This window comes from Pseudomonas sp. A6 (assembly GCF_052367875.1).
GTDB lineage: Bacteria > Pseudomonadota > Gammaproteobacteria > Pseudomonadales > Pseudomonadaceae > Pseudomonas > Pseudomonas citronellolis.
This window is the reverse complement of the sequence record NZ_CP198970.1, coordinates 1,307,290-1,329,299: the sequence shown is the minus strand read 5'-3', so window position 1 is coordinate 1,329,299 and position 22,010 is coordinate 1,307,290. Positions and strand designations below refer to the sequence as shown.

Below are 22,010 nucleotides of genomic sequence, written 5' to 3'. Positions count from 1 at the left end.
TCTGCCCTCAACGCAGTTTCAACGTGGCCAGGCCGATCAGCACGAGAATCACCGTGATGATCCAGAAGCGCACGATCACGCGCGGCTCCGGCCAGCCCTTGAGTTCGAAGTGGTGGTGGATGGGCGCCATGCGGAACACCCGTTTCCCGGTCAGCTTGAAGCTGGCGACCTGGATGACCACTGACAGGGTTTCCATGACAAATACCCCGCCCATGATGAACAGCACGATTTCCTGGCGCACGATCACCGCGATGGTGCCCAGCGCGGCGCCCAGGGCCAGCGCGCCGACGTCGCCCATGAAGACCTGCGCCGGGTAGGTGTTGAACCACAGGAAGCCCAGCCCGGCGCCGACGATGGCGGCGCAGAAGATGATCAGCTCGCCGGCCCCCGGCACGTTGGGGATCAGCAGGTATTCGGCGAATTTCACGTTGCCCGACAGGTAGCAGAAGATGCCCAGGGCGCCGCCGACCATCACCGTCGGCATGATCGCCAGGCCGTCCAGGCCGTCGGTCAGGTTCACCGCGTTGCTGGAGCCGACGATGACGAAGTAGGTCAGCACCACGAAGAAGATGCCCAGGGGAATCTCGATGTTCTTCAGCAGCGGCAGGATCAGCGTGGTCTCGACCGGCGTCTCGGCGGTCAGGTAGAGGAAGACCGCGGCGCCCAGGCCGAACACCGACTGCCAGAAATATTTCCAGCGGCTCGGCAGGCCGCGGGAGTTCTTCTCGATCACCTTGCGGTAGTCGTCGACCCAGCCGATGGCGCCGAACAGCAGGGTCACGGCCAGCACCACCCAGACGTAACGGTTCGACCAGTCGGCCCAGAGCAGGGTGCTGATGGCGATGGCGGTGAGGATCAGGGCGCCGCCCATGGTCGGGGTGCCCTTCTTCGACAGGTGCGACTGCGGCCCGTCGTTGCGCACGGCCTGGCCGATCTGGCGGATCTGCAGGGTGCGGATCATCCACGGGCCCAGCCACAGCGACAGGGCGAGCGCGGTCAGCACGCTGAGGATGCCGCGCAGGGTCAGGTACTGGAAGACGCCGAAGCCCTTGTAGAACTGTTGCAGGTACTCGGCGAGCAGCAGCAGCATTAATGTTTCTCCTCGGGGGACGCGCACAGCGCCGCGACGACCTTGTCCATCGCCGCGCTGCGCGAGCCCTTGATCAGAATGGTGGTGGTGGAGGGTTCGCCGGCCAGGGCCTGGATCAGGCTGGCCTGGTCGGCGAAGTGCCGGCCCGCCGCGCCGAATGCCTCGACGGCGTTGCGCATCAGCGGCCCCACGGCATAGAGCGCACCGACCTTGCCCGCGGCGTAGGCGCCCACCTCGCGGTGCGCGGCCTCGGCCCAGGCGCCCAGTTCGCCCATGTCCCCGAGGACCAGGACGGTCCGGCCGGAAAAGCCGGCGAGTATATCAATGGCCGCGCAGATTGACGCCGGATTGGCGTTGTAGCTGTCGTCGATCACCCGCATGCCGTTCGTCGCCAGCTGGGCTACCGCGCGCCCCTTGACCGGCTGCAGTTGCTCCAGCCCCTGGACGATCCCGACCAGCGGCACGCCGAGGGCGTGGGCCGCAGCCACGGCGGCCAGGGCGTTGGCGACGTTGTGCTCGCCCAGCAGGTTGAGCTGGATGCGCGCCTCGCCGGCCAGCCCCAGCAAGGTGAAGCCGACGCAGCCGCGGGCGTCGCGCTGCAGGTCGCGGGCACGGAAATCGGCGCTGGTTTTGTTCAGCGCGAAACTCAACACGCGGCGTTCGCCATTGCGCTTCTTCCAGGTGTCGAAGGCGCGGTCGTCGAGGTTCAGCACGGCAGTGCCGGTGTCGCCGAGCCCTTCGAGGATCTCCCCCTTGGCCTGGACGATCTTGTCCTGGCCGCCGAACTCGCCGACGTGGGCGGTGCCGGCGTTGGTGATGATGGCCACCTGCGGGCGCGTCAGGCCGACGGTGTAGGCGATCTCGCCGACGCGCGAGGCGCCCAGCTCGATCACCGCGCTGGCGTGCTGCGGGCCGATCTGCAGCAGGGTCAGGGGCGCGCCCAGGTCGTTGTTCAGGTTGCCGCGGGTGGCCAGGACTTCGCCCTGGGTACGCAGGATGCTGGCGAGCATCTCCTTGACCGTGGTCTTGCCGCTGGAGCCGGTCACCGCCGCCACCTTGCCGGTGAAGCCGGCGCGGTTCAGCGCGCCGAGGCGGCCGAGGGCCTCGCGGGTGTCGGCCACCAGCAGTTGCGGCAGCGGCGCATCCGCCACTTCGCGCTGTACCAGGGCGGCGACGGCGCCCTTGGCGGCGACCTCGGCGAGGTAGTCGTGGCCGTCGAAGCGCGGCCCACTGAGGGCGACGAACAGTTGGCCGGCCTCGATGGCGCGGCTGTCGGTGCTCACCGCGTCGAAGGCGACGTCGGCGCCCAGCACGCAGCCCTCCAGGGCAGCGGCGACTTCACTGAGCAGCAGCGGCTTAAGCATCTTTCTTCACCTCCCAGGCAGCCAGCGCCTTGGCGGCTTCTTGCAGATCGGAGAACGGATGGCGGACGCCGGCGATCTCCTGGTAATCCTCATGGCCCTTGCCGGCCAGCAGCACCACGTCGTCGGCGCTCGCGCCGGCGATCAGTTGGGCGATGGCCAGACCGCGGCCCGGCACGAAGCGCACGGCCTCGGGCCTGGCGAAACCGGCGCGGATGTCGTCGATGATCCGCGCGCTGTCTTCGCTGCGCGGGTTGTCGTCGGTCACCAGCACGCCGTCGGCATGCTGTTCGGCCACCTGGGCCATGATCGGGCGCTTGCCGCGGTCGCGGTCGCCGCCGCAGCCGAACAGGCACAGCAGCTTGCCGTGGGCGTGCGGACGCAGCGCCAGCAGGACCTTTTCCAGGGCATCGGGGGTGTGGGCGTAGTCCACCACCACCAGCGGCTTGTCGCCGCCGCCCAGGCGCTGCACGCGGCCCACCGGGCCTTGCAGCTGCGGCAGCAGCTTGAGGATGTCGCCCAGCGGGTAGTCCAGGCCGAGCAGCGCGCCGACTACCGCCAGCAGGTTGCTCAGGTTGAAGCGGCCGAGCAGCGAGCTGCGCAGCACGCCTTCGCCCTTGGGCGTGACCAGCAGGGCCTCGACGCCGGCGTCGCTGAAGCGCGCCTCGCGGCAATAGAGGAAAGCGCTGGCGTCTTCCAGGCTGTAGCCCATCAGGCGCGATTCATGGGCCTGGCCGGCCAGTTGGCGGCCGAAGGCGTCGTCCAGGTTGATCACCCGGCACTTCAGGCCCGGCCAGGCGAACAGCCGGGCCTTGGCGGCGCCATAGGCTTCCATGGTGCCGTGGTAGTCGAGATGGTCGCGGGACAGGTTGGTGAACACCGCGACGTCGAATTCGAGGGCGGCCACGCGGCCCTGCTCCAGGCCATGGGAGGACACTTCCATGGCCACGGCGCGCGCGCCGGCCTGTTTCAGCCGCGCCAGGGTGGCCTGCAGGGCCAGGGCGTCGGGCGTGGTGTGCTTGCCGCTTTCCAGGGCGCCGTGGAAACCGTTGCCGAGGGTGCCGACGATGCCGCAGCGCTGGCCGAGCAGGTCCAGGGCCTGGGCCAGCAGTTGGCTGACGCTGGTCTTGCCGTTGGTGCCGGTGACGCCGATCAGCTCGACGCCGCGGCTGGGCTCGCCGTAGAAACGCCCGGCGATGGCCGACAGCTGCGCGGCCAGGCCCTTGATGGCGACCAGCGGCGTATCGCCGATGGGCGCGACGGACGCGCCCTCGGCTTCGTAGGCGATGGCGGCGGCGCCACGGGCGACGGCGTCGGCGATGTGCGCGCGGCCGTCATGCTGGGCGCCGGGAATGGCCAGGAACAGGTCGCCCGGCTTGATCGCGCGGCTGTCCAGGGTCAGCTCGCGGATCAGCACGCCGGCTTCGGCCTGCGGCAGCAGTTGGTTAAGGCTCATCGGCATCAGCCACGCCCTCCTTTCGTGGGCGCAGCATCGGCTTGCTGCTGCGGGGTCGTCTGCAGGTTGTCTGGCGGAATGTTCATCAAGCGCAGCGTGCCGGACATCACCTTGCTGAACACCGGGGCCGAGACCAGGCCACCGAAGTAGCCGGCCTTGCTGGGTTCATCGATCACCACGACGACCACGAAACGCGGGTTGCTCATCGGCCCGAAGCCGGCGAACAGCGAGCGGTAGGAATTCTCGGCGTAGCCCTTGGCGCCGGTCTGGGTCTTGCGCGCGGTACCGGACTTGCCGGCCACATGATAGCCGGGGACCTGGGCGCGATAGACGCCGTTCGGCGCCTCGACCACCTGCTGCAGCATGCCCTGCATGGTCTTGGCGACCGGCTCCGGGATCACCTGGCTGGCGGTCGGCTGGCGGTCGGCGCGGACCATGGTCAGCGGCACCGTCTGGCCGTTGTTGGCCAGGGCCGCGTAGGCGTGGGCCAGCTGGATGGCGGTGACCGACAGGCCGTAGCCGTAGGACAGGGTCGCGGTCTCGGCCTTGCGCCACTCGCGGTAGTTGGGCAGGTTGCCGACGCGCTCGCCGGGGAAGCCCAGCCCGGTGTCCTGGCCCAGGCCGACCTTCTGCATCAGCTGGTAGATGGCCTCGCCGCCGATGTCGAAGGCGACCTTGCTCATGCCCACGTTGCTGGAACGGATGAGGATGCCGGTGAGGTCCAGCACCGGGCCTTCGGTGCGCGACACGTCGCGGATGGTGTAGCGGCCGATCTGCAGGGTGCCCGGGTAGACCTCGACGGTGTCGCTGGGCTTCCAGCGTCCGGTTTCCAGGGCCGCGCTCATGGAGAACGGCTTCATGGTCGAGCCCGGCTCGAAGACGTCGATCATGGCGCGGTTGCGCATCATCTCCGGCTGCATGTCACGGCGGTTGTTCGGGTTGTAGGTCGGCTGGTTGGCCATGGCCAGGACCTCGCCGGTCTTCACGTCGAGGATCACCAGGCTGCCGGCCTTGGCGCCGTTCTCGACGATGGCGTTGCGCAGCTCGCGGTTGGCCAGGTACTGCAGGCGCAGGTCGATGGACAGCGCCAGGGTCTTGCCGGCCTTGGCGTTGCGCGTGACCTGCAGGTCGCGGATCAGGTGGCCGCGGCGGTCCTTGAGCACCTGGCGCTTGCCCGGCACGCCGGCCAGCCAGCTGTCGTAGGACAGCTCGACGCCCTCGCGGCCGCGGTCGTCCACGTCGGTGAAGCCGACCACCTGGGCGGTGACGTCGCCGGCCGGGTAGAAACGACGAAACTCCTCGATGGAGTAGACGCCGGGAATCCTGTTGGCCTTGACCTCGGCCATCACCGCCTCGCCCTGCTCGGGCGTCAGCCCTCGGACCAGGTAGATGAATTCCTTGTCGGCCATCTGCTCCAGCCGTGCGCTCAGCGCATCGCGGTTGATCCCCAGGGCGTGGGCCAGGATCGGCCACTTGTCGCGTTCGAGGACCAGCTCCTTGGGGTTGGCCCAGAGAGTGGCGACCGGGGTACTCACCGCCAGCGGCTCGCCGTTGCGATCGGTGATCTGCCCGCGGTGGGCCGGAATGGAGATGTGCCGCACGCTGCGCGCGTCGCCCTGCTCCTGGAGGAAGTCGTGGTCGATCACGTGCAGGTCGACGATGCGCCAGACGATGGCCGACACCATCACCAGCAGCAGGCCGACGGCGACGCGGAAACGCCAGGGGTAGAGCGCGCCGTTGAGGTTCTTCATGGCGCCACCATGATGATTTCCGCCGGGTCCGGCACGCGCATCTTCAGTTGGCCGGTGGCCAGGGTCTCGATGCGGTTGTAGGCGGTCCAGGTGCTCTGCTCCAGGACCAGCCGGCCGTACTCGGCCTGCGCCTTGTCGCGCACGCTCAGCTCGGTGTACAGGGTGTTCAGCAGCTGGCGGTTCCAGTAGGCGCTGTAGGCCACGGAAATAGCCGACAGCAGCAGGCCGATGAACAGCAGCAGCATGATGAAGCTACCGGTGGGCAGGCGCTTGGCGAACAGGCGGCTCATCGCAGCTTCTCCGCCACGCGCATCACCGCGCTGCGCGAGCGCGGGTTGGCCTTGAGCTCGGCCTCGGAAGCGTACTGCGGCTTGCCCAGCAGCTTCAGGCGCGGCTCGAAGGCCTTGGCGCGGATCGGCAGGTCGCGCGGCAGGTTGTCCGCCTCGCCCTTGGCGTGCTTGCGCATGAACTGCTTGACGATGCGGTCTTCCAGGGAGTGGAAGCTGATCACCACCAGGCAGCCGCCCACGGCCAGCGCCTCCAGGGCGGCGTCCAGGCCGCGCTCGAGGTCGCCCAGTTCGTTGTTGACATGGATGCGCAGGCCCTGGAAGGCCCGGGTGGCCGGGTTCTTGCCCTTTTCCCAGGCCGGATTGGCCTCGGTGATCACGGCGGCCAGGTCGGCGGTGCGCTCGAAGGGTTTCTCCGCCCGGCGCTGCACGATGGCACGGGCCATGCGCTTGGCGAAGCGCTCCTCGCCGTATTCCTTGAACACCTGGGCGATCTCGTCCTCGGCGGCGCTAGCGATCCACTGGGCGGCGCTGACGCCGCGACTGGGGTCCATGCGCATGTCCAGCGGGCCGTCGTTGAGGAAACTGAAGCCGCGCTCGGGGTCGTCCAGCTGCGGCGAGGACACGCCCAGGTCCAGCAGAACGCCGTCGACATGGCCGGTCAGGCCGCGCGCGGCCAGCTCTTCGCCCATCTCGGCGAACGACCTTTGTACAACGACGAAGCGGCCATCTTCGGCCGCCAGTGCTTGACCCGTGGCTATCGCCTGGGGGTCCTTGTCGAACCCGAGCAACCGCCCGCCCGGGTCCAGCCTGCCAAGCAAGGCCCGGCTATGCCCTCCTCTGCCGAAGGTACCGTCCACATAGCAGCCGCCCGCCCTTGGGGCCAGCGCTTCGACGGCCTCCTCGAGCAGTACGGTGATGTGTTGGTAGGTGGCGTTCACAGGCAGGCTCACAAAATAAGGTCGCGTAGTTCGTCCGGCAGTCCGCCGGGTTCCTTGATGGCGGCGAGATCGGCCTCTGCCACCGCATTCCACTTGTCTTCGTCCCACAGCTGGAACTTGTTCAACTGGCCGACGAGCATCGCCCGCTTGTCCAGCTTGGCGTACTCGCGCAGCCGCGGCGGCACCAGGAAACGCCCGTTGCCATCCAGTTCCAGGTCCACCGCGTTGCCGATCAGCAAACGCTGCAGGCGCCGCGTCTCTTCACGCAGCGAGGGCAGCTCGCGGAGCTTGGCTTCGATGATTTCCCATTCGGGCAAGGGGTAGACGGTCAGGCAGGGGTCGACGGCATCGATGGTGACGATGAGCTGGCCATTGCAACGCGAAACGAGCTCGTCACGATACCGACTCGGCATCGCGAGGCGCCCTTTGGCGTCGAGACTGATGGCGTTAGCTCCGCGAAACACGTCAGCGTTTCCCCCGGTGGTTGGCTTTCCTTGCCAATTGATCCCACTTTTACCCACTTCATACCACTTGCGCACACTATAGAAATGCGCGCTCCCCACCGTCAAGGCGAGGCTGGAGGGAAAAATCCTTATAGGACGGAGATTTAGCGTGCTTTTAAGAGGTTTCGCAGTGTTTTTGACGCCACCTTGAAAGGCAAAAAGCCCAGTGTTTTCAAAACACTGGGCTTTTCTACTTAAAGCAACTTCTTAAGATTTATGCTTCTTCCATCGCGCGACAAATGGTCGTTGTGGGAAGAAGTGGGAAAAGAGGAGAGAGTCGATCTGTAAGCCGGGTTCTGTCGAGGACAGCCATTCCTCTGGGACGTCCATCACTGAACGCCTCAAGCGACCTACCCGAATCCAGCGCGGGCCACGCAACGGATTCCTATTTGGTCTTGCTCCGAGTGGGGTTTACCTAGCCACGCACTGTTGCCAGCCGTGCGGTGCGCTCTTACCGCACCTTTTCACCCTTACCGGCGCTGTAGCGCTTAGGCGGTTATTTTCTGTGGCACTTTCCGTAGGCTCGCGCCTCCCAGGCGTTACCTGGCACTCTGCCCTATGGAGCCCGGACTTTCCTCCCCCCCGTGGCGAACCACGGAGCAGCGACTGTCCAATCGACTCTCCGCCGCCAAGGTTAGCGACAGCGGCGACCTGCCGCAAGGGCAATCCGCCAGCCTGGTACGAAGGTCTTGGATTCGCGAACCAATGCCTCAGTCCGCCTTGCGCTCCAGCGCCGCCTGGTACAGCAGGTTCTTGCGCACACCGGTGATCTCCGCCGCCAGCGCCGCCGCGCGCTTGACCGGCAGCTCCGCCAGCAGCAGATCGAGCACCCGCAGCGATTCGGCGTCGATGCCCTCTTCCTCAGGCGCCTCCCAGCCGGCCAGCAGCAGCACGCACTCGCCGCGCTGCTGGTTGGCGTCCGCCGCCACCCAGTCGCGCAGTTCACCCAGGGGCAGGCCCTTGAGGGTCTCGAAGGTCTTGGTCAACTCGCGGGCCAGCACCGCCTGGCGCGCCTCGCCGAACACCTCGGCCATGTCCTGGATGCACTCCAGGATGCGGTGCGGCGCCTCGTAGAAGATCAGCGTGCGCGGCTCCTCGCGCAGCGCCTCCAGGCGCGCCTTGCGCCCGGCGGTCTTCGCCGGCAGGAACCCTTCGAAGACGAAGCGGTCCGACGGCAGGCCCGCCGCCGACAACCCGGCGATCAGCGCGCAGGCCCCCGGCACCGGGACCACCCGGATACCCGCGGCGCGCGCCTGGCGCACCAGGTGGTAGCCGGGGTCGGAAATCAGCGGCGTGCCGGCGTCGGACACCAGCGCCACGTCGTCCCCCGCCAGCAGGCGGGTGATGAAGCGCCCGCCCTGCTCGCGCTCGTTGTGCTCGTGGCAGGCGGCCAGCGGCGTCTCGATGCCGAAGTGCTGCAGCAGGCGGATCGAATGGCGGGTGTCCTCGGCGGCGATGAGGGCCACCTCGCGCAGGGTGCGCTGGGCGCGGGCGCTGATGTCGTCGAGGTTGCCGATGGGCGTAGCCACCACATACAAGGTACCGAGGGACACGCAGCACTCCTTAAGCCCGAACCGGAAAATTCCCCATTGTATCCCGTTTCCGGCGCCCGCCATCGCCTCGGCCAGCCGCCTTGGGTACAATTGCCGACTCTTTTTGAATGCGCCACGAGAAGCCCGATGATGATCGCTCGACTGCGTCTGCTTTCCGCCCTGTGCCTGGCCACCCTGCTGGCCGCCTGCGCCAGTTCGCCCTCTTCCAACCTCGGCGAACTGCCGCGCACCCCGAACGCCAGCATCGAGCAACTGCTGCAGCAGGCCGCCACCGCCAAGCCCGAGGAAGCCGTGCTGCTCAAGCTGTCGGCCGCCGACCTGGCCTACCAGCAGAAGGACGTCGGCCGCGCCGCGCAGATACTCGAGCAGATCCCGATGGATAGCCTGAAGCCGGCGCAGCAGATCTTCGCCAGCACCCTGGATGCGCAGATCGCCCTGGCCCGCAACAAGCCCAAGGCCGCCCTCAAGGCCTTCGACCGCCCCAGCTTCACCCACCTGGGCGAACTGCCGGTGGAACAGCAGGCGCGCAGCGGCCTGGTCAAGGCCCAGGCCCTGGCCGCCGACGGCCAGGCCCTGACCGCCGCCCGCGAACGCGTGTTCGTCGACCCGCTGCTCAACGCCGAGGCCAGCAAGGCCAACCACGAGGCCATCTGGGGCCTGGTCTCCAGCCTGCCGGTGGAGCAGCTGCAACCCGTGGCCAACGAAGGCGACCTGAACGGCTGGATGGAGCTGGCCCGCGTGGTGAAGAGCGCCTCGACCCTGCAGGAGCAGCAGGCCAACATCGACACCTGGCGCCAGCAGAACCCGCAGCACCCGGCGGCCAAGCAACTGCCGGACGCCCTGGAGAAGCTCAAGTCGCTGGCCGCCCAGCCGCTGAACAAGATCGGCCTGCTGCTGCCCCAGCAGGGCCAGTTGGCCGGCGTCGCCCGCGCCCTGCAGGACGGCTTCATGGCCGCCTACTACCAGGCCCAGCAGAGCGGCAGCCAGCAACCGTCCATCCAGCTCTACGACAGCAGCCAGGTGCGCTCGCTGGACGACTTCTACCGCCAGGCCCAGGCCGACGGCGTGCAACTGGTGGTCGGCCCGCTGGAGAAGCCGCTGGTCAAGCAGCTCGGCGATCGCCCGCAGTTGCCCATCACCACCCTGGCCCTGAACTACACCGACAGCGCCCAGACCGGCCCGGCCCAACTGTTCCAGTTCGGCCTGTCGGCCGAGGACGAGGCCCGCGAAGTGGCCCGCAAGGCCTGGGACGACGGCCAGCGCCGCGCCGTGGCGCTGGTGCCGCGCGGCGACTGGGGCGACCGCGTGCTGGCCGCCTTCAGCCGTGACTGGCAGGCCCGCGGCGGCACCCTGATCGCCGCCGAGCACGTCGACCAGCCGGTGGAGCTGGCCCAGCAGATCGCCGACCTGCTCCAGCTGCGCCAGAGCGAAGGCCGCGCCAAGCGCCTGCAGGGCGTTCTCGACAGCAACGTCGACACCCAGCCCTCGCGGCGCCAGGACATCGACTTCATCTTCCTCGCCTCGACCCCGCAACAGGCGCGCCAGATCAAGCCGACCCTGGCCTTCCAGTACGCCGGCGACCTGCCGGTCTACGCCACCTCCAACCTCTACACCGGGCAGAACAACCCGGCGCAGGACCAGGACCTCAACGGCATCCGTTTCTGCGAGACGCCCTGGCTGCTGCAGACCGGCAACCCGCTGCGCCAGCAGGTCGTGGCCCAGTGGCCGCAGGCCGCCAGCAGCCTCGGCCGCCTCTACGCCATGGGCGCCGACGCCTACCGCCTGGCGCCGCGCCTGCCGGAACTCAAGGCCCTGCCGAGCATGCAGCTCGACGGCTTCACCGGCAACCTGAGCCTGGCGCCCAACCAGCGCATCCAGCGCCAGCTGCCCTGGGCGGAGTTCCGCAATGGCCGGGCACAGCCGCTGGAGAACGGCGGCCTTTGAGCGGACGGCGCGGCGACTCGCAGGAACTCGGGCGCCGCGCCGAGCAGCTCGCCCGCGAGCACCTGCAGCGCCAGGGCCTGCGCCTGCTGGCGCAGAACTGGCGGTGCCGCCGCGGCGAGCTCGATCTGGTCATGCTGGACGGCGATACAGTAGTATTCGTCGAAGTTCGCTGCCGCCGGCACCAGGCCTGGGGCGGCGCCCTGGAAAGCGTGGACGCGCACAAGCGCCAGCGGCTGATCGCCGCCGCCGAACATTTTCTGCAACAGGAAGCCCGCTGGTCCCGGCACCCTTGCCGGTTCGACGTAATAGCGGTGCAGCCCTCCGCGGGAACCCCACCCGCTCAACTGAACTGGATCACCAACGCCTTTGACACCTGATCAGACGCTCGACGAAAGGTCACACCTGATGGACATGCAATCCCGTATCCGCCAGCTCTTCCATGCCAGCATCGAGACCAAGCAGCAGGCCACGGAAGTGCTGATTCCGCATATCGAACAGGCCAGCATGGTGATGGTCAATGCCCTGCTCAACGAAGGCAAGATCCTCAGTTGCGGCAACGGCGGCTCGGCGGGCGACGCCCAGCATTTCTCCTCCGAGCTGCTCAACCGCTTCGAGCGCGAGCGCCCGAGCCTGCCCGCAGTGGCCCTGACCACCGACAGCTCGACCATCACCTCGATCGCCAACGACTACAGCTACAACGAGGTGTTCTCCAAGCAGATCCGCGCCCTAGGCCAGCCCGGCGACGTGCTGCTGGCGATTTCCACCAGCGGCAACTCGGCCAACGTCATCCAGGCCATCCAGGCCGCCCACGACCGCGAGATGGTGGTGGTGGCCCTGACCGGCCGCGACGGCGGCGGCATGGCCTCGCTGCTGCTGCCGGAGGACGTCGAAATCCGCGTGCCGGCCAAGGTGACCGCACGCATCCAGGAAGTGCACCTGCTGGTGATCCACTGCCTGTGCGACCTCATCGATCGTCAACTGTTCGGGAGTGAAGAATGAGTCGTAGTCCGCTGACCCTCGCCGGCCTCCTTGCCCTGACCCTGGTCATGGGCGGCTGCAGCAGCTTCCTCAGCGCCACCCGCGAGGAGCCCATCGACGACAACCGCGGCACCCGCACCATCGGCAGCACCATCGACGACTCGCTGATCGAGACCAAGGTCGCGGTCAACGTCGCCAAGGCCGATCCGGACCTGGACCGCAATTCGCACATCGTGGTCATCAGCTACAACGGCGTGGTCCTGCTGGCCGGCCAGACGCCGCGCGCCGACCTGAAGAACAAGGCCGAGCAGGCCGCGCGCAACGTGCAGAAGGTCAAGACCGTGCACAACGAGCTGCAGGTCCTGCAGCCCTCCTCGCTGCTGGCGCGCAACAACGACACCTGGCTGACCACCAAGATCAAGACGCAGATGCTCACCGACGCCAACGTGCCGTCCTCGCGCATCAAGGTCGTCACCGAGAACGGCATCGTCTACATGCTGGGCCTGGTGACCCGCCGCGAGGGCGACCTGGCCACCCAGGTGGTGCAGAACGTCAATGGCGTGCAGAAGATCGTCCGGCTGTTCGAGTACATCGACTGAGCGACCTCAACCAGTTGAAAAAGCCCCGCCACGCGGGGCTTTTTCTTGCTACCGCGACCGCTGTAGGGCGCATAACCGTTCGCGGTTATCCGCCGTTGGCCGTGCCACCGAGGCGTCTACAGTCCAGCGGAAGGCATGGCGTCTTCCCTGTAGGAGCGAGCTTGCTCGCGAAGGGAGTTTCCCGGCGGCTGCGGCGTTGGGGGGGGTAAGAGCGCCCTCTCCCCAACCCTCTCCCTGAAGGGAGAGGGGGCTGTTCGGAGTGGGCGGGGAGTTTGGAGTCAGCCTGGAACGCCTAATCCCACCCCGTCATTCCCGCGAACGCGGGAATCCAGTGACGGGCGGGTTCGCGAGCAAGCTCGCTCCTACGAAGAGCAAAAGCAAAAGCGGTTTTTGCTCTTGGACTTCCAGAGAAACCTCCGAGCGCACCGAAACGCCCCTTCAGAAGGCCGAACGAAGCCCGCGCTCAGGAGGTCATGCGACATGGATGTCGCGAGAGCCCCGCGAGCTACAGGGACGTACCCTCGGGGCGGGCCTCCGTGGCGGGGGAGTTCGCGAGGGGAGCCCGACTCTGTCGGGCCCGTATGCGGGGCAAGCCTTTTTGGTTCCTTTTTGCGGGGGTGGCCTTCCACCGTTTGACAAAAGGGACTCGCCCGAGGGGGCGAAACAAAAAATCTCCGCAGACTCGGTGCGGCGCAGAAACACCCAAGCCAAGGCAGCTGGGTTCCCGCGTTCGCGGGAATGACGGGGTTGAGGTTGGAGCGGAGGACAGGATTCGTACGCGAAGTCATAGCCCCATCCCATATGAAAAATGCCGTTTCTCTCATGGAGAGAAACGGCATCCTCTCTTAAGTAAACAGCATTACCGCCACGCGGTTTTTTTCTTGGCGCAGTCGCTTTCCGAAGGATTGAGGCCATGCATTGTCGCTACTCCTACGGACCAACCTGCCTGTCGACGAACCATCGAAACCGCGCAGGCATGAAAAAGGCGATCCTCGGATCGCCTTTTTTCTACTTGACCACTTTCAGGCTGGGCCGCCCGCTGGGCCTTGGCGGCTCGTCGCTGGGGCCACCGTCGTCCTGCAACTCCTCGTCGTCCGCCGGCACCGGCGGCTCCAGGTCGAAGACCATGCCCTGGCCATTCTCCCTCGCGTAGACCGCCATCACCGCCTGGGACGGGATGTACAGGCTCTGCGCCACGCCACCGAAGCGCCCCTCGAAACTCACCGCCTCGTCGTCCATCTGCAGGTGGCGCACGGCCGTGGGCGACACGTTGAGGACGATCTGGCCGTCGCTGGCATAGCCCGGCGGCACCCTGACCCCCGGATACTCGGCGTTCACCAGGATATGCGGTGTACAGCCGTTGTCGACGATCCACTCATAGAGGGCTCGTACGAGGTAGGGTCGACTGGAATTCATCATCGGTTTCCTTAGCGCATATCACGTTCGATGGAGGACAGACTAGCCTGGAAGCTGTCGCGGGCGAACTGCCGCTCCATGTAGTCGAGCAACGGTTTGGCCTGGCGCGGCAGCTCGATGCCGAGCAGCGGCAGGCGCCAGAGGATCGGCAGCAGGCAGCAGTCGACCAGGCTCAACTCCTCGCTGAGGAAGAAAGGCTTCTCGGCGAACAGCGGCGACACCCCCGTTAGACTCTCACGCAACTCCTTGCGCGCCAAGGCGCGATCGCCATCCTTCTGACGATCGTCGAGGATGCGGTCGACCAGGGCGCACCAGTCGCGCTGGATGCGGTGCACCAGCAGGCGGGTGTTGGCCCGCGCCACCGGGTACACCGGCATCAGTGGCGGGTGCGGATAGCGTTCCTCCAGGTACTCCATGATCACCGTCGACTCGTAGAGTACGAGGTCGCGGTCGACCAGGGTCGGCACGCTGGCGTAGGGGTTCACCTCGGCCAGCTTCGGCGGGCAGCGCCCTGCCTGGACCTCGACGATGTCGGCCTGGACGTTCTTTTCCGCCAGGACCAAACGCACACGATGGCAGTAGTGATCGGCAGGGTCGGAGTAACAGGTGAGCTTATTGACTGCGGCCATGCCGGGCCTCCTCGCAACAGCATTTCAGGGAGCTAAAAAGACGCGCGCGCCCCGTAGGGCGCGCGCGCTTCAACGCTTGGAACTGGCTTGTGCTTAGTGCACGTCCTTCCAGTACTCGCGCTTGAGCAGGTAGGCGAACACGAAGAAGAAGGCCAGGTACAGCAGGACGTAGGTGCCGATGCGGTGGGAATCCAGCTTGTTCGGGTCAGCCGAGTAAGCCAGGAAGGTCACCAGGTTCTTCACCTTCTCGTCGAACTGCGCCTCGGTCAGCTGGCCGGTCTTCGGCACCACGGTGAGCTGGTCGCAGGCCTCGTGGGTCAGCGGCGTACCGGTCAGCGGATCGAACTGCTTCTTGCCATTTTCCACGACCTGGATCTGCTTGCAACCGATAACCTGGCGGCCTTGCACGCTACCCAGCACGTTGGGCATGCCGACGTTGGGGAACACCTTGTTGTTCACCCCCCACGGACGCTTGGGGTCCTCGTAAAAGGAGCGCAGGTAGGTGTACAGCCAGTCGGTGCCACGCACGCGGGCCACCAGGGTCAGGTCCGGCGGCGCGGCGCCGAACCAGACCTTGGCGTCGGCCGGCTTCATGCCGATGTCCATGTGGTCGCCGATCTTCGCCCCGGTGAACACCAGGTGGCTGAGCATCAGCTCCTCGGGAATCCCCAGGTCACGGCCAACGCGCTCGTAGCGCTGGAACTTGGCGCTGTGGCAACCCATGCAGTAGTTGGCGAAGGTACGCGCGCCATCCTGCATGGCTGCTTTGTCGGTCAGGTCGATGTCGACGTGATCGAGGGCCGGTCCGTGGCCTTCGGCGGCGAAGCCGAAGAGGGGCACCAGGGCCAGAATCAATGCTGCGAATTGCTTTTTCATCAGCCAGTCACCCTTTCCGGAACCGGTTTGGTTTTCTCCATCCGGGTGTAGAACGGCATCAGGATGAAGAACGCGAAATACAGGATGGTGCACAGACGCGACAGCGTGGTGCCCAGCGGCGACGGCGCTTGCGAGCCGTAGTAGCCGAGGATCACGAAGGACACCGCGAAGATCACCAGCCAGATCTTGCTCAGCCAGCCCTTGTAGCGGATCGAGCGCACCGGGCTACGGTCGAGCCACGGCAGTACGAACAGCACGGCGATGGCGGCGCCCATGGCGATGACGCCCATCAGCTTGTCCGGAACGGCGCGCAGAATCGCGTAGAACGGGGTGAAGTACCACACCGGGGCGATGTGCTCGGGGGTCTTGAACTGGTTCGCCATCTCGAAGTTGGGCTTCTCGAGGAAGAACCCGCCCATTTCCGGGAAGAAGAAGATCACGGTGCAGAACACGAACAGGAAGACCACCACGCCGAGGATGTCCTTGACGGTGTAGTACGGGTGGAACGGGATGCCGTCCAGCGGGATGCCGTTCTCGTCCTTCTTCTTCTTGATGTCCACGCCATCGGGGTTGTTCGAGCCGACTTCGTGCAGCGCCAGGATGTGCAGCACGACCAGGCCGAGCAGGACGATCGGCAGGGCGATCACGTGCAGGGCGAAGAAGCGGTTCAGGGTGATGCCGGAGATCAGGAAGTCACCGCGGATCCACTGTGCCAGCGCCTCGCCCACCACCGGGATGGCGCCGAACAGCGAGATGATCACCTGGGCGCCCCAGTAGGACATCTGGCCCCAGGGCAGCAGGTAGCCCATGAAGGCCTCGGCCATCAGGGCGAGGTAGATCAGCATGCCGAACAGCCAGACCAGTTCGCGCGGCTTCTGGTAGGAGCCGTAGAGCAGGCCGCGGAACATGTGCAGGTAGACCACGATGAAGAACGCCGATGCACCGGTGGAGTGCATGTAGCGGATGATCCAGCCGTAGTCCACATCGCGCATGATGTATTCCACGGAGGCGAAGGCTTCTTCCGAGGAAGGCGTGAAGCTCATGGTCAGCCAGATACCGGTGAGGATCTGGTTGACCAGCACCAGCAGTGCCAGGGAGCCGAAGAAGTACCAGAAGTTGAAGTTCTTCGGGGCGTAATACTTGCTCAGATGGTCTTCCCACATCTTGGTCGCGGGGAAGCGGGCATCGACCCAAGCCATGAACTTGTTCATCAGGCTTTCTCCTGGTCCACACCGATGGTCAGCACGTCACCATCGAGGCTATAGGGCGGAATCGGCAGGTTCAGGGGCGCGGGCTGGCCCTTGTAGACGCGACCGGCCAGATCGTAGTGGGAGCCGTGGCAGGGGCAGAAGTAGCCACCCTTCCAGTCCGGGCCGAGGTCGGCGGGAGCGACTTCCGGGCGGAAGGTCGGCGAGCAGCCCAGGTGGGTGCAGATACCAACGATGACGGCGAGTTCCGGCTTGATGGAGCGCAGCTTGGGATCGACGTAGGTCGGCTGGTCGGAGGCCTTGGAGTCCGGGTCGGCCAGCTGACTTTCGAGGGTCGGCAGGGCATCGAGCATTTCCTTGGTTCGGTGAACCAGGAACACCGGCTTGCCGCGCCACTCAGCGATGACCTGCTGCCCTGGCTCGATCTTGCCGACGTTCACCTTCACCGGTGCGCCGGCCGCCTTGGCCTTGGCACTGGGGAACCATGACCCCACGAACGGGACCGCAGCTCCGACAGCTCCCGCGGCGCCGACCACCGAAGTGGCCGCGACGAGGAAGCGACGCCGGCCTGCATTCACGCCGTCATTACTCATTCAGTCGTCTCCCATCAGCTTTAGCCCGTTATCTTCTCGGGCCTTAGAGTAAAAGTTGTGCCGCATAAAAATTCGCCAAATGGTAAAGAAAAGCCCTGTAGCTGACAAGGTAATTACCCCCGAGCAGGAAGCTGGAACCCTTGCGCCATGCGGCTCCCAGACCGTGCGACACCTTGCCGCATAAATTACCAGCCCCCTTAATCCTAGGCATAAAAAAACGCCCAGTCCTCTCGGCACTGGGCGTTTTTTTCGAAGCGTCGTATTAACGCTTGGAGTACTGCGGACGCTTACGCGCTTTACGCAGACCGACTTTCTTACGTTCAACCTCACGGGCATCGCGGGTGACGTAGCCGGCTTTGCGCAGGGTGCTGCGCAGGGTCTCGTCGTATTCGATCAGGGCGCGGGTGATACCGTGACGGATCGCACCGGCCTGGCCGCTGACACCACCACCGACGACGGTGACGTAGATGTCGAACTTCTCGGTGTTCTCGGTCAGCTCGAGCGGCTGACGTACGACCATGCGAGCGGTTTCGCGGCCGAAGAACACGTCCAGGCTGCGGTTGTTGATGGAGATATTGCCGGTACCCGGACGCAGGAAGACGCGTGCGGTAGCGGTCTTACGACGGCCAGTGCCGTAATTTTGAGTCGCCGACATGATGTGCTATCCCGTTAAATCTTCAGTTCTTGAGGCTGCTGAGCGGTGTGCGGGTGGTTGGCACCCTTGTACACTTTCAGCTTGCGGTACATGTCGCGACCCAGCGGGTTCTTCGGCAGCATGCCTTTGACCGCGATCTCGATGACGCGCTCGGGAGCCTTGGCAATCAGCTTCTCGAAGTTGATCGACTTGATACCGCCCGGGAAGCCCGAGTGATGGTAGTACATCTTGTCGGTGGCTTTGGCGCCGGTGACACGGACCTGTTCGGCGTTGATCACGACGATGTAGTCGCCGGTATCAACGTGCGGGGTGTATTCCGGCTTGTGCTTGCCGCGCAGGCGGGTAGCGATTTCGGTAGCCAGACGACCCAGGGTCAGGCCAGCAGCGTCGACGACGAACCAGTCGCGCTTAACAGTTTCTGGTTTCGCGGTGAAAGTTTTCATTCGTTATAGCCTCAGGGGCCGCCTGAAAATAAGACGGCGAATCTTACTGGACAGTGGTTGCCTTGACAAGTCAAGGACAGCCAGAAACAGACACGATTTGGGGCTCGGGTCAGTGTGCGTCCGTAACGACTAGATGTATCAATCGGCAGGCTAGGCATCCCCCACCGATGAAAGGCTGCCGAATTATGCAGATTCCGGCAGAATTTACAACCTCGTCGACACTCGATTTCATCAGGAGAAGCGCATGGAGTACCGCCCGCTCGGCCGCACAGGACTGAAAGTCAGCGCCCTGTGCCTCGGCACCATGACCTGGGGGGAGCAGAACAGCGAAACCCAGGCCTTCGCCCAGATCGACCTGGCCAAGGCCGCCGGCGTCAATTTCATCGACACCGCCGAGATGTACCCGGTGCCGCCGCGCGCCGAAACCTACTCGCGCACCGAGCAGATCATCGGCAACTGGTTCCGCCAGCGCGGCGACCGCGCCGAGTGGATCCTGGCCAGCAAGGTGGCCGGCCCCGGCAACGGCATCAGCCACATCCGTGACGGCCAGCTCAAGCACGACCGCAAGAACATAGTCGCCGCCCTGGACGCCAGCCTGAAGCGCCTGCAGACCGACTGGATCGACCTCTACCAGCTGCACTGGCCCGAACGCAGCACCAACTTCTTCGGCCAGCTCGGCTACCAGCACAAGGCGCAGGACTTCACCCCGCTGGAGGAAACCCTGGAGGTGCTCGACGAGCAGGTGCGCGCCGGCAAGATCCGCCACGTCGGCCTCTCCAACGAAACGCCCTGGGGCACCATGCGCTTCCTGCAGCTGGCCGAGCAGCGCGGCTGGCCACGGGCGGTGTCGATCCAGAACCCCTACAACCTGCTCAACCGCAGCTTCGAAGTGGGCCTGGCGGAAATCGCCATCCGCGAGCGCTGCGGCCTGCTGGCCTACTCGCCGCTGGCCTTCGGCATGCTCTCGGGCAAGTACGACAACGGCGCGCGCCCGGCCAACGCCCGCATCACCCTGTTCAGCCGCTTCACCCGCTACACCAACCCGCAGAGCGAGCGCGCCTGCGCCCGCTACGTGGCCCTGGCCCGCGAACACGGCCTGGACCCGGCGCAGATGGCCCTGGCCTTCGTCACCCGCCAGCCGTTCGTGACCAGCAACATCATCGGCGCGACGTCGCTGGAGCAGTTGGAAAGCAACCTCGCCAGCTTCCAGCTGCAACTCTCCGAGGAAGTCCTGGCCGGCATCGAGGCGATCCACAAGGACCAGCCGAACCCGGCGCCCTGAGAGCCGCCCCTGTAGGAGCGAGCTTGCTCGCGAACCGCACTCTGCCGGACAGGCCCTGTGCAAGGAAGGTTCGCGAGCAAGCTCGCTCCTACGAAAGGCCCGCAGCCGCTTACAACGACCGGGCGATGATCTCCTTCATGATCTCGTTGGTCCCCGCATAGATGCGCTGCACCCGCGCATCGGCCCAGGCGCGGGCCACCGGGTATTCCCACATGAAGCCGTAGCCGCCGTGCAGCTGCACGCACTCGTCGAGCACCTTGCACTGCAGGTCGGTGGTCCAGTACTTGGCCATGGCCGCGGTGGGCACGTCGAGCTTGCCTTTCAGGTGCAGCTCCAGGCAGCGGTCGACGAAGGTGCGCCCGATCTGGATCTCGGTGGCCATCTCGGCCAGCTTGAAGCGGGTGTTCTGGAAGTCCGCCACGGCCTTGCCGAAGGCCTTGCGGTCGCGGGTGTAGTCGAGCGTCCACTTCAGCGCCGCCTCGGCCGAGGCCAGGGCGCCCAGGGCCACGGTCAGGCGCTCCTGGGGCAGTTCCTGCATCAGGTAGATGAAGCCCTGCCCCGGCTGGCCGAGCAGCGCCTCCTTGGGCACGCGGACATCCTGGAAGAACAGCTCCGAGGTGTCCTGGGCCTTCATGCCGACCTTCTCCAGGCGCTTGCCCTTCTCGAAGCCCGGGGTGCCGGCCTCGACCAGGAACAGGCTGGTGCCCTTGGCGCCGGCCTTGGGATCGGTCTTGGCCACCACTATCACCAGGTCGGCGAGGAAGCCGTTGGTGATGAAGGTCTTGGAGCCGTTGATCACGTACTCGTCGCCATCCAGCACCGCGGTGGTCTTCACCCCCTGCAGGTCGGAACCGGCGCCCGGCTCGGTCATGGCGATGGCGCCGACCATCTCGCCGGAAACCAGCTTGGGCAGGTAGTGCTGCTTCTGCGCCTCGCTGCCGTAATGCAGGATGTAGGGCGCGACTATGTCCGAGTGCAGGGAGAAGCCGATGCCGGTCAGGCCGAAGCGGCCGATTTCCTCGATCACCACGGCGCTGTAGAGGAAGTCCGCGGCCATGCCGCCGTAGGCCTCGGGGATGTGCGAGCAGAGCATGCCCGCCTCCCCCGCCTTGTTCCACAGGGCGCGGTCGATGTGACCGTCCTTTTCCCACTGGTGATGGAAGGGCACGGCTTCCTGCTCGAGGAACTTGCGCACGCTGTCGCGGAAAAGCTCGTGGTCGGAACTGAACAGGGTTCTGGGGATCATGCTCGCCTCCTGGCGCCTCGCTGAAGGGCCGAATGTAGGTCAGCCCGCCGAGCGGCGCCTACTGGACACTTGCGCCAAAAAATAAGACGATCCAGCCGCCATTTGACCGGTTAGGCGTCGAATGCGGCCCTCCACAACAATGATAAGAACGATGTCCGAACAATCCGAATCTTCCCTGAAAAGGGTCTGCATCCTGGCGACCGACGGTGTCTTCGCCTCCACCCTCATGCAGGCGCGGGACTTCCTGCACATGGCCAGCCTGCGCTTCGGCAGGCAGGAAGGCCTGGGCCTCACGCCGCTGCTGCAAAGCCGCATCGTCAGCCCCGACGGCCAGCCGGTGCGCGCCTTCAGCGGCGACCTGCTGGCGGTGGACGGCGCCCTCGAGGAATCCGACCTGGTGATACTGCCGGCCTTCTGGGGCGACTTCGACCAGCTCCTGGCGCGCTACCCGCAGGTGGTGCCCTGGCTGCGCGAACGCCATGCCGCCGGCAGCGCCATCGGCAGCGAGGCCACCGGGGTGTTCTGGCTGGCCGAGGCCGGCCTGCTGGACGGCAAGGAGGCGACCACCTACTGGCGCTTCTTCGACGACTTCGCCGCGCGCTACCCCAAGGTGCTGCTCAACCGCGAGAAGCACATCACCGACGCCGACAACCTCTACGCCGCCAGCGGCGTGACCTCCGCCCGCGACCTCTACCTGTACCTGATCGAGCGCTTCTGCGGCGCCAGCGTGGCCCAGGGCGTGTCCCGCGACATCCTCTTCGAGGTGCAGCGCAGCTACACCCCCGGGCGCCTGGGCTTCGGCGGCCAGAAGCTGCACCACGACCCGGCCATCCTGCAGGTCCAGCAATGGCTGGAGGAGCACTATGCGGACAAGTTCCGCTTCGAGGACGTGGCCCGCGAGCACGGCATGAGCATCCGCAACTTCATGCGCCGCTTCCAGGCCGCCACCGGCGACAAGCCGCTGCACTACCTGCAGCGCCTGCGCATCGAGACGGCGCGCAGCCTGCTGTCGACCTCGCGCAAGAGCATCAAGACCATCAGCTACGAGGTGGGCTACGACGACGCCAGCTTCTTCGCCCGGCTGTTCCGCCAGCACACCAAGCTGTCACCCAACCACTACCGCAACCAGTACCGACGGAAAGAGGCCTGAAACAAGCTATCCATAGGATAGGTCCCGTGCCTGCGGGCAGCTCCCTATG

The 22,010-nt window shown here is 65.9% G+C and carries 22 protein-coding genes and 1 other RNA gene; 6 read left to right on the top strand and 17 right to left on the bottom strand.

From position 1 onward, the window contains the following. Nucleotides 1-7 precede the first annotated feature (7 nt). The 9 genes from mraY to rsmI form a co-directional block, all read right to left on the bottom strand. On the bottom strand, nt 8-1,090 hold the full coding sequence (mraY, locus tag ACTWJ5_RS06050; protein WP_009617910.1) for a phospho-N-acetylmuramoyl-pentapeptide-transferase: 1,083 nt from the start codon (nt 1,088-1,090) through the stop codon (nt 8-10). Next, the gene (locus tag ACTWJ5_RS06045; RefSeq protein WP_444437776.1) at nt 1,090-2,454 is read right to left on the bottom strand and encodes a UDP-N-acetylmuramoyl-tripeptide--D-alanyl-D-alanine ligase; all 1,365 of its coding nucleotides are present in this window, start codon (nt 2,452-2,454) and stop codon (nt 1,090-1,092) included. Before ACTWJ5_RS06045 ends, mraY begins: the two co-directional genes overlap by 1 nt. Further along, on the bottom strand, nt 2,447-3,913 hold the full coding sequence (locus ACTWJ5_RS06040; protein WP_444437774.1) for a UDP-N-acetylmuramoyl-L-alanyl-D-glutamate--2,6-diaminopimelate ligase: 1,467 nt from the start codon (nt 3,911-3,913) through the stop codon (nt 2,447-2,449). Before ACTWJ5_RS06040 ends, ACTWJ5_RS06045 begins: the two co-directional genes overlap by 8 nt. Then, on the bottom strand, nt 3,913-5,658 hold the full coding sequence (locus ACTWJ5_RS06035) for a peptidoglycan D,D-transpeptidase FtsI family protein (protein ID WP_253391838.1): 1,746 nt from the start codon (nt 5,656-5,658) through the stop codon (nt 3,913-3,915). The genes ACTWJ5_RS06040 and ACTWJ5_RS06035 overlap by 1 nt, the downstream gene beginning before the upstream one ends. Continuing rightward, complete coding sequence (ftsL, locus tag ACTWJ5_RS06030) at nt 5,655-5,948, bottom strand: cell division protein FtsL (RefSeq protein WP_074977759.1); 294 nt, start codon at nt 5,946-5,948, stop codon at nt 5,655-5,657. The genes ACTWJ5_RS06035 and ftsL overlap by 4 nt, the downstream gene beginning before the upstream one ends. Continuing rightward, the gene (gene rsmH / locus ACTWJ5_RS06025) at nt 5,945-6,886 is read right to left on the bottom strand and encodes a 16S rRNA (cytosine(1402)-N(4))-methyltransferase RsmH (RefSeq protein ID WP_444437771.1); all 942 of its coding nucleotides are present in this window, start codon (nt 6,884-6,886) and stop codon (nt 5,945-5,947) included. Before rsmH ends, ftsL begins: the two co-directional genes overlap by 4 nt. Before the next feature lie 8 nt (nt 6,887-6,894). Further along, the gene (mraZ, locus tag ACTWJ5_RS06020) at nt 6,895-7,350 is read right to left on the bottom strand and encodes a division/cell wall cluster transcriptional repressor MraZ (protein WP_043272369.1); all 456 of its coding nucleotides are present in this window, start codon (nt 7,348-7,350) and stop codon (nt 6,895-6,897) included. 308 nt (nt 7,351-7,658) lie between these two features. Next, an RNA gene (gene rnpB / locus ACTWJ5_RS06015) (RNase P RNA component class A) lies at nt 7,659-8,011 on the bottom strand. A gap of 88 nt (nt 8,012-8,099) precedes the next feature. After that, a complete protein-coding gene (gene rsmI, locus ACTWJ5_RS06010) occupies nt 8,100-8,942 on the bottom strand; it encodes a 16S rRNA (cytidine(1402)-2'-O)-methyltransferase (RefSeq protein WP_074977756.1) in 843 nt (280 codons plus the stop codon). Nucleotides 8,943-9,071: 129 nt separating this feature from the next. Here rsmI and ACTWJ5_RS06005 point away from each other — a divergent pair, with 129 nt between their 5' ends. The 4 genes from ACTWJ5_RS06005 to ACTWJ5_RS05990 are packed head-to-tail and all read left to right on the top strand — an operon-like array spanning nt 9,072 to nt 12,463. Then, nucleotides 9,072-10,886, top strand: a complete 1,815-nt coding sequence (locus ACTWJ5_RS06005) for a penicillin-binding protein activator (protein WP_444439541.1) — start codon at nt 9,072-9,074, stop codon at nt 10,884-10,886. Further along, nucleotides 10,883-11,263 carry a YraN family protein gene (locus ACTWJ5_RS06000; RefSeq protein ID WP_043272367.1) on the top strand — a complete coding sequence of 127 codons (381 nt, stop codon included), beginning with the start codon at nt 10,883-10,885 and terminating at the stop codon, nt 11,261-11,263. Before ACTWJ5_RS06005 ends, ACTWJ5_RS06000 begins: the two co-directional genes overlap by 4 nt. A 28-nt stretch (nt 11,264-11,291) precedes the next feature. Then, complete coding sequence (locus tag ACTWJ5_RS05995) at nt 11,292-11,885, top strand: phosphoheptose isomerase (protein WP_009617899.1); 594 nt, start codon at nt 11,292-11,294, stop codon at nt 11,883-11,885. Further along, entirely contained in the window at nt 11,882-12,463 is a 582-nt protein-coding gene (locus ACTWJ5_RS05990) for a BON domain-containing protein (protein WP_009617898.1), read from the top strand. Before ACTWJ5_RS05995 ends, ACTWJ5_RS05990 begins: the two co-directional genes overlap by 4 nt. A 1,008-nt stretch (nt 12,464-13,471) precedes the next feature. Here ACTWJ5_RS05990 and ACTWJ5_RS05985 read toward each other — a convergent pair. The 7 genes from ACTWJ5_RS05985 to rplM form a co-directional block, all read right to left on the bottom strand. After that, nucleotides 13,472-13,879 (bottom strand): ClpXP protease specificity-enhancing factor, encoded by a 408-nt coding sequence (locus ACTWJ5_RS05985; RefSeq protein ID WP_444437767.1) that lies wholly within the window; start codon nt 13,877-13,879, stop codon nt 13,472-13,474. An 11-nt stretch (nt 13,880-13,890) separates the two neighbouring features. Then, entirely contained in the window at nt 13,891-14,508 is a 618-nt protein-coding gene (locus ACTWJ5_RS05980; protein ID WP_009617896.1) for a glutathione S-transferase N-terminal domain-containing protein, read from the bottom strand. 93 nt (nt 14,509-14,601) lie between these two features. Further along, the gene (locus ACTWJ5_RS05975; protein WP_009617891.1) at nt 14,602-15,384 is read right to left on the bottom strand and encodes a cytochrome c1; all 783 of its coding nucleotides are present in this window, start codon (nt 15,382-15,384) and stop codon (nt 14,602-14,604) included. Continuing rightward, on the bottom strand, nt 15,384-16,595 hold the full coding sequence (locus ACTWJ5_RS05970) for a cytochrome b (RefSeq protein ID WP_009617889.1): 1,212 nt from the start codon (nt 16,593-16,595) through the stop codon (nt 15,384-15,386). Before ACTWJ5_RS05970 ends, ACTWJ5_RS05975 begins: the two co-directional genes overlap by 1 nt. After that, nucleotides 16,595-17,185, bottom strand: coding sequence for a ubiquinol-cytochrome c reductase iron-sulfur subunit (gene petA / locus ACTWJ5_RS05965; protein ID WP_058071403.1), 591 nt, complete (start codon nt 17,183-17,185; stop codon nt 16,595-16,597). The genes ACTWJ5_RS05970 and petA overlap by 1 nt, the downstream gene beginning before the upstream one ends. A gap of 262 nt (nt 17,186-17,447) precedes the next feature. Next, nucleotides 17,448-17,840: a 30S ribosomal protein S9 gene (rpsI, locus tag ACTWJ5_RS05960; RefSeq protein WP_074977751.1), complete on the bottom strand. Its 393-nt coding sequence runs from the start codon at nt 17,838-17,840 to the stop codon at nt 17,448-17,450. 14 nt (nt 17,841-17,854) lie between these two features. Beyond that, on the bottom strand, nt 17,855-18,283 hold the full coding sequence (rplM, locus tag ACTWJ5_RS05955; RefSeq protein WP_009617884.1) for a 50S ribosomal protein L13: 429 nt from the start codon (nt 18,281-18,283) through the stop codon (nt 17,855-17,857). A 244-nt stretch (nt 18,284-18,527) separates the two neighbouring features. Here rplM and ACTWJ5_RS05950 point away from each other — a divergent pair, with 244 nt between their 5' ends. After that, nucleotides 18,528-19,565: an NADP(H)-dependent aldo-keto reductase gene (locus tag ACTWJ5_RS05950; protein ID WP_256514402.1), complete on the top strand. Its 1,038-nt coding sequence runs from the start codon at nt 18,528-18,530 to the stop codon at nt 19,563-19,565. A 109-nt stretch (nt 19,566-19,674) separates the two neighbouring features. Here ACTWJ5_RS05950 and ACTWJ5_RS05945 read toward each other — a convergent pair whose 3' ends face one another. Continuing rightward, complete coding sequence (locus ACTWJ5_RS05945; protein ID WP_074977742.1) at nt 19,675-20,811, bottom strand: acyl-CoA dehydrogenase family protein; 1,137 nt, start codon at nt 20,809-20,811, stop codon at nt 19,675-19,677. A 250-nt stretch (nt 20,812-21,061) separates the two neighbouring features. Here ACTWJ5_RS05945 and ACTWJ5_RS05940 point away from each other — a divergent pair, with 250 nt between their 5' ends. Continuing rightward, nucleotides 21,062-21,961 (top strand): GlxA family transcriptional regulator, encoded by a 900-nt coding sequence (locus ACTWJ5_RS05940; RefSeq protein WP_161788523.1) that lies wholly within the window; start codon nt 21,062-21,064, stop codon nt 21,959-21,961. Nucleotides 21,962-22,010: the final 49 nt, after the last annotated feature.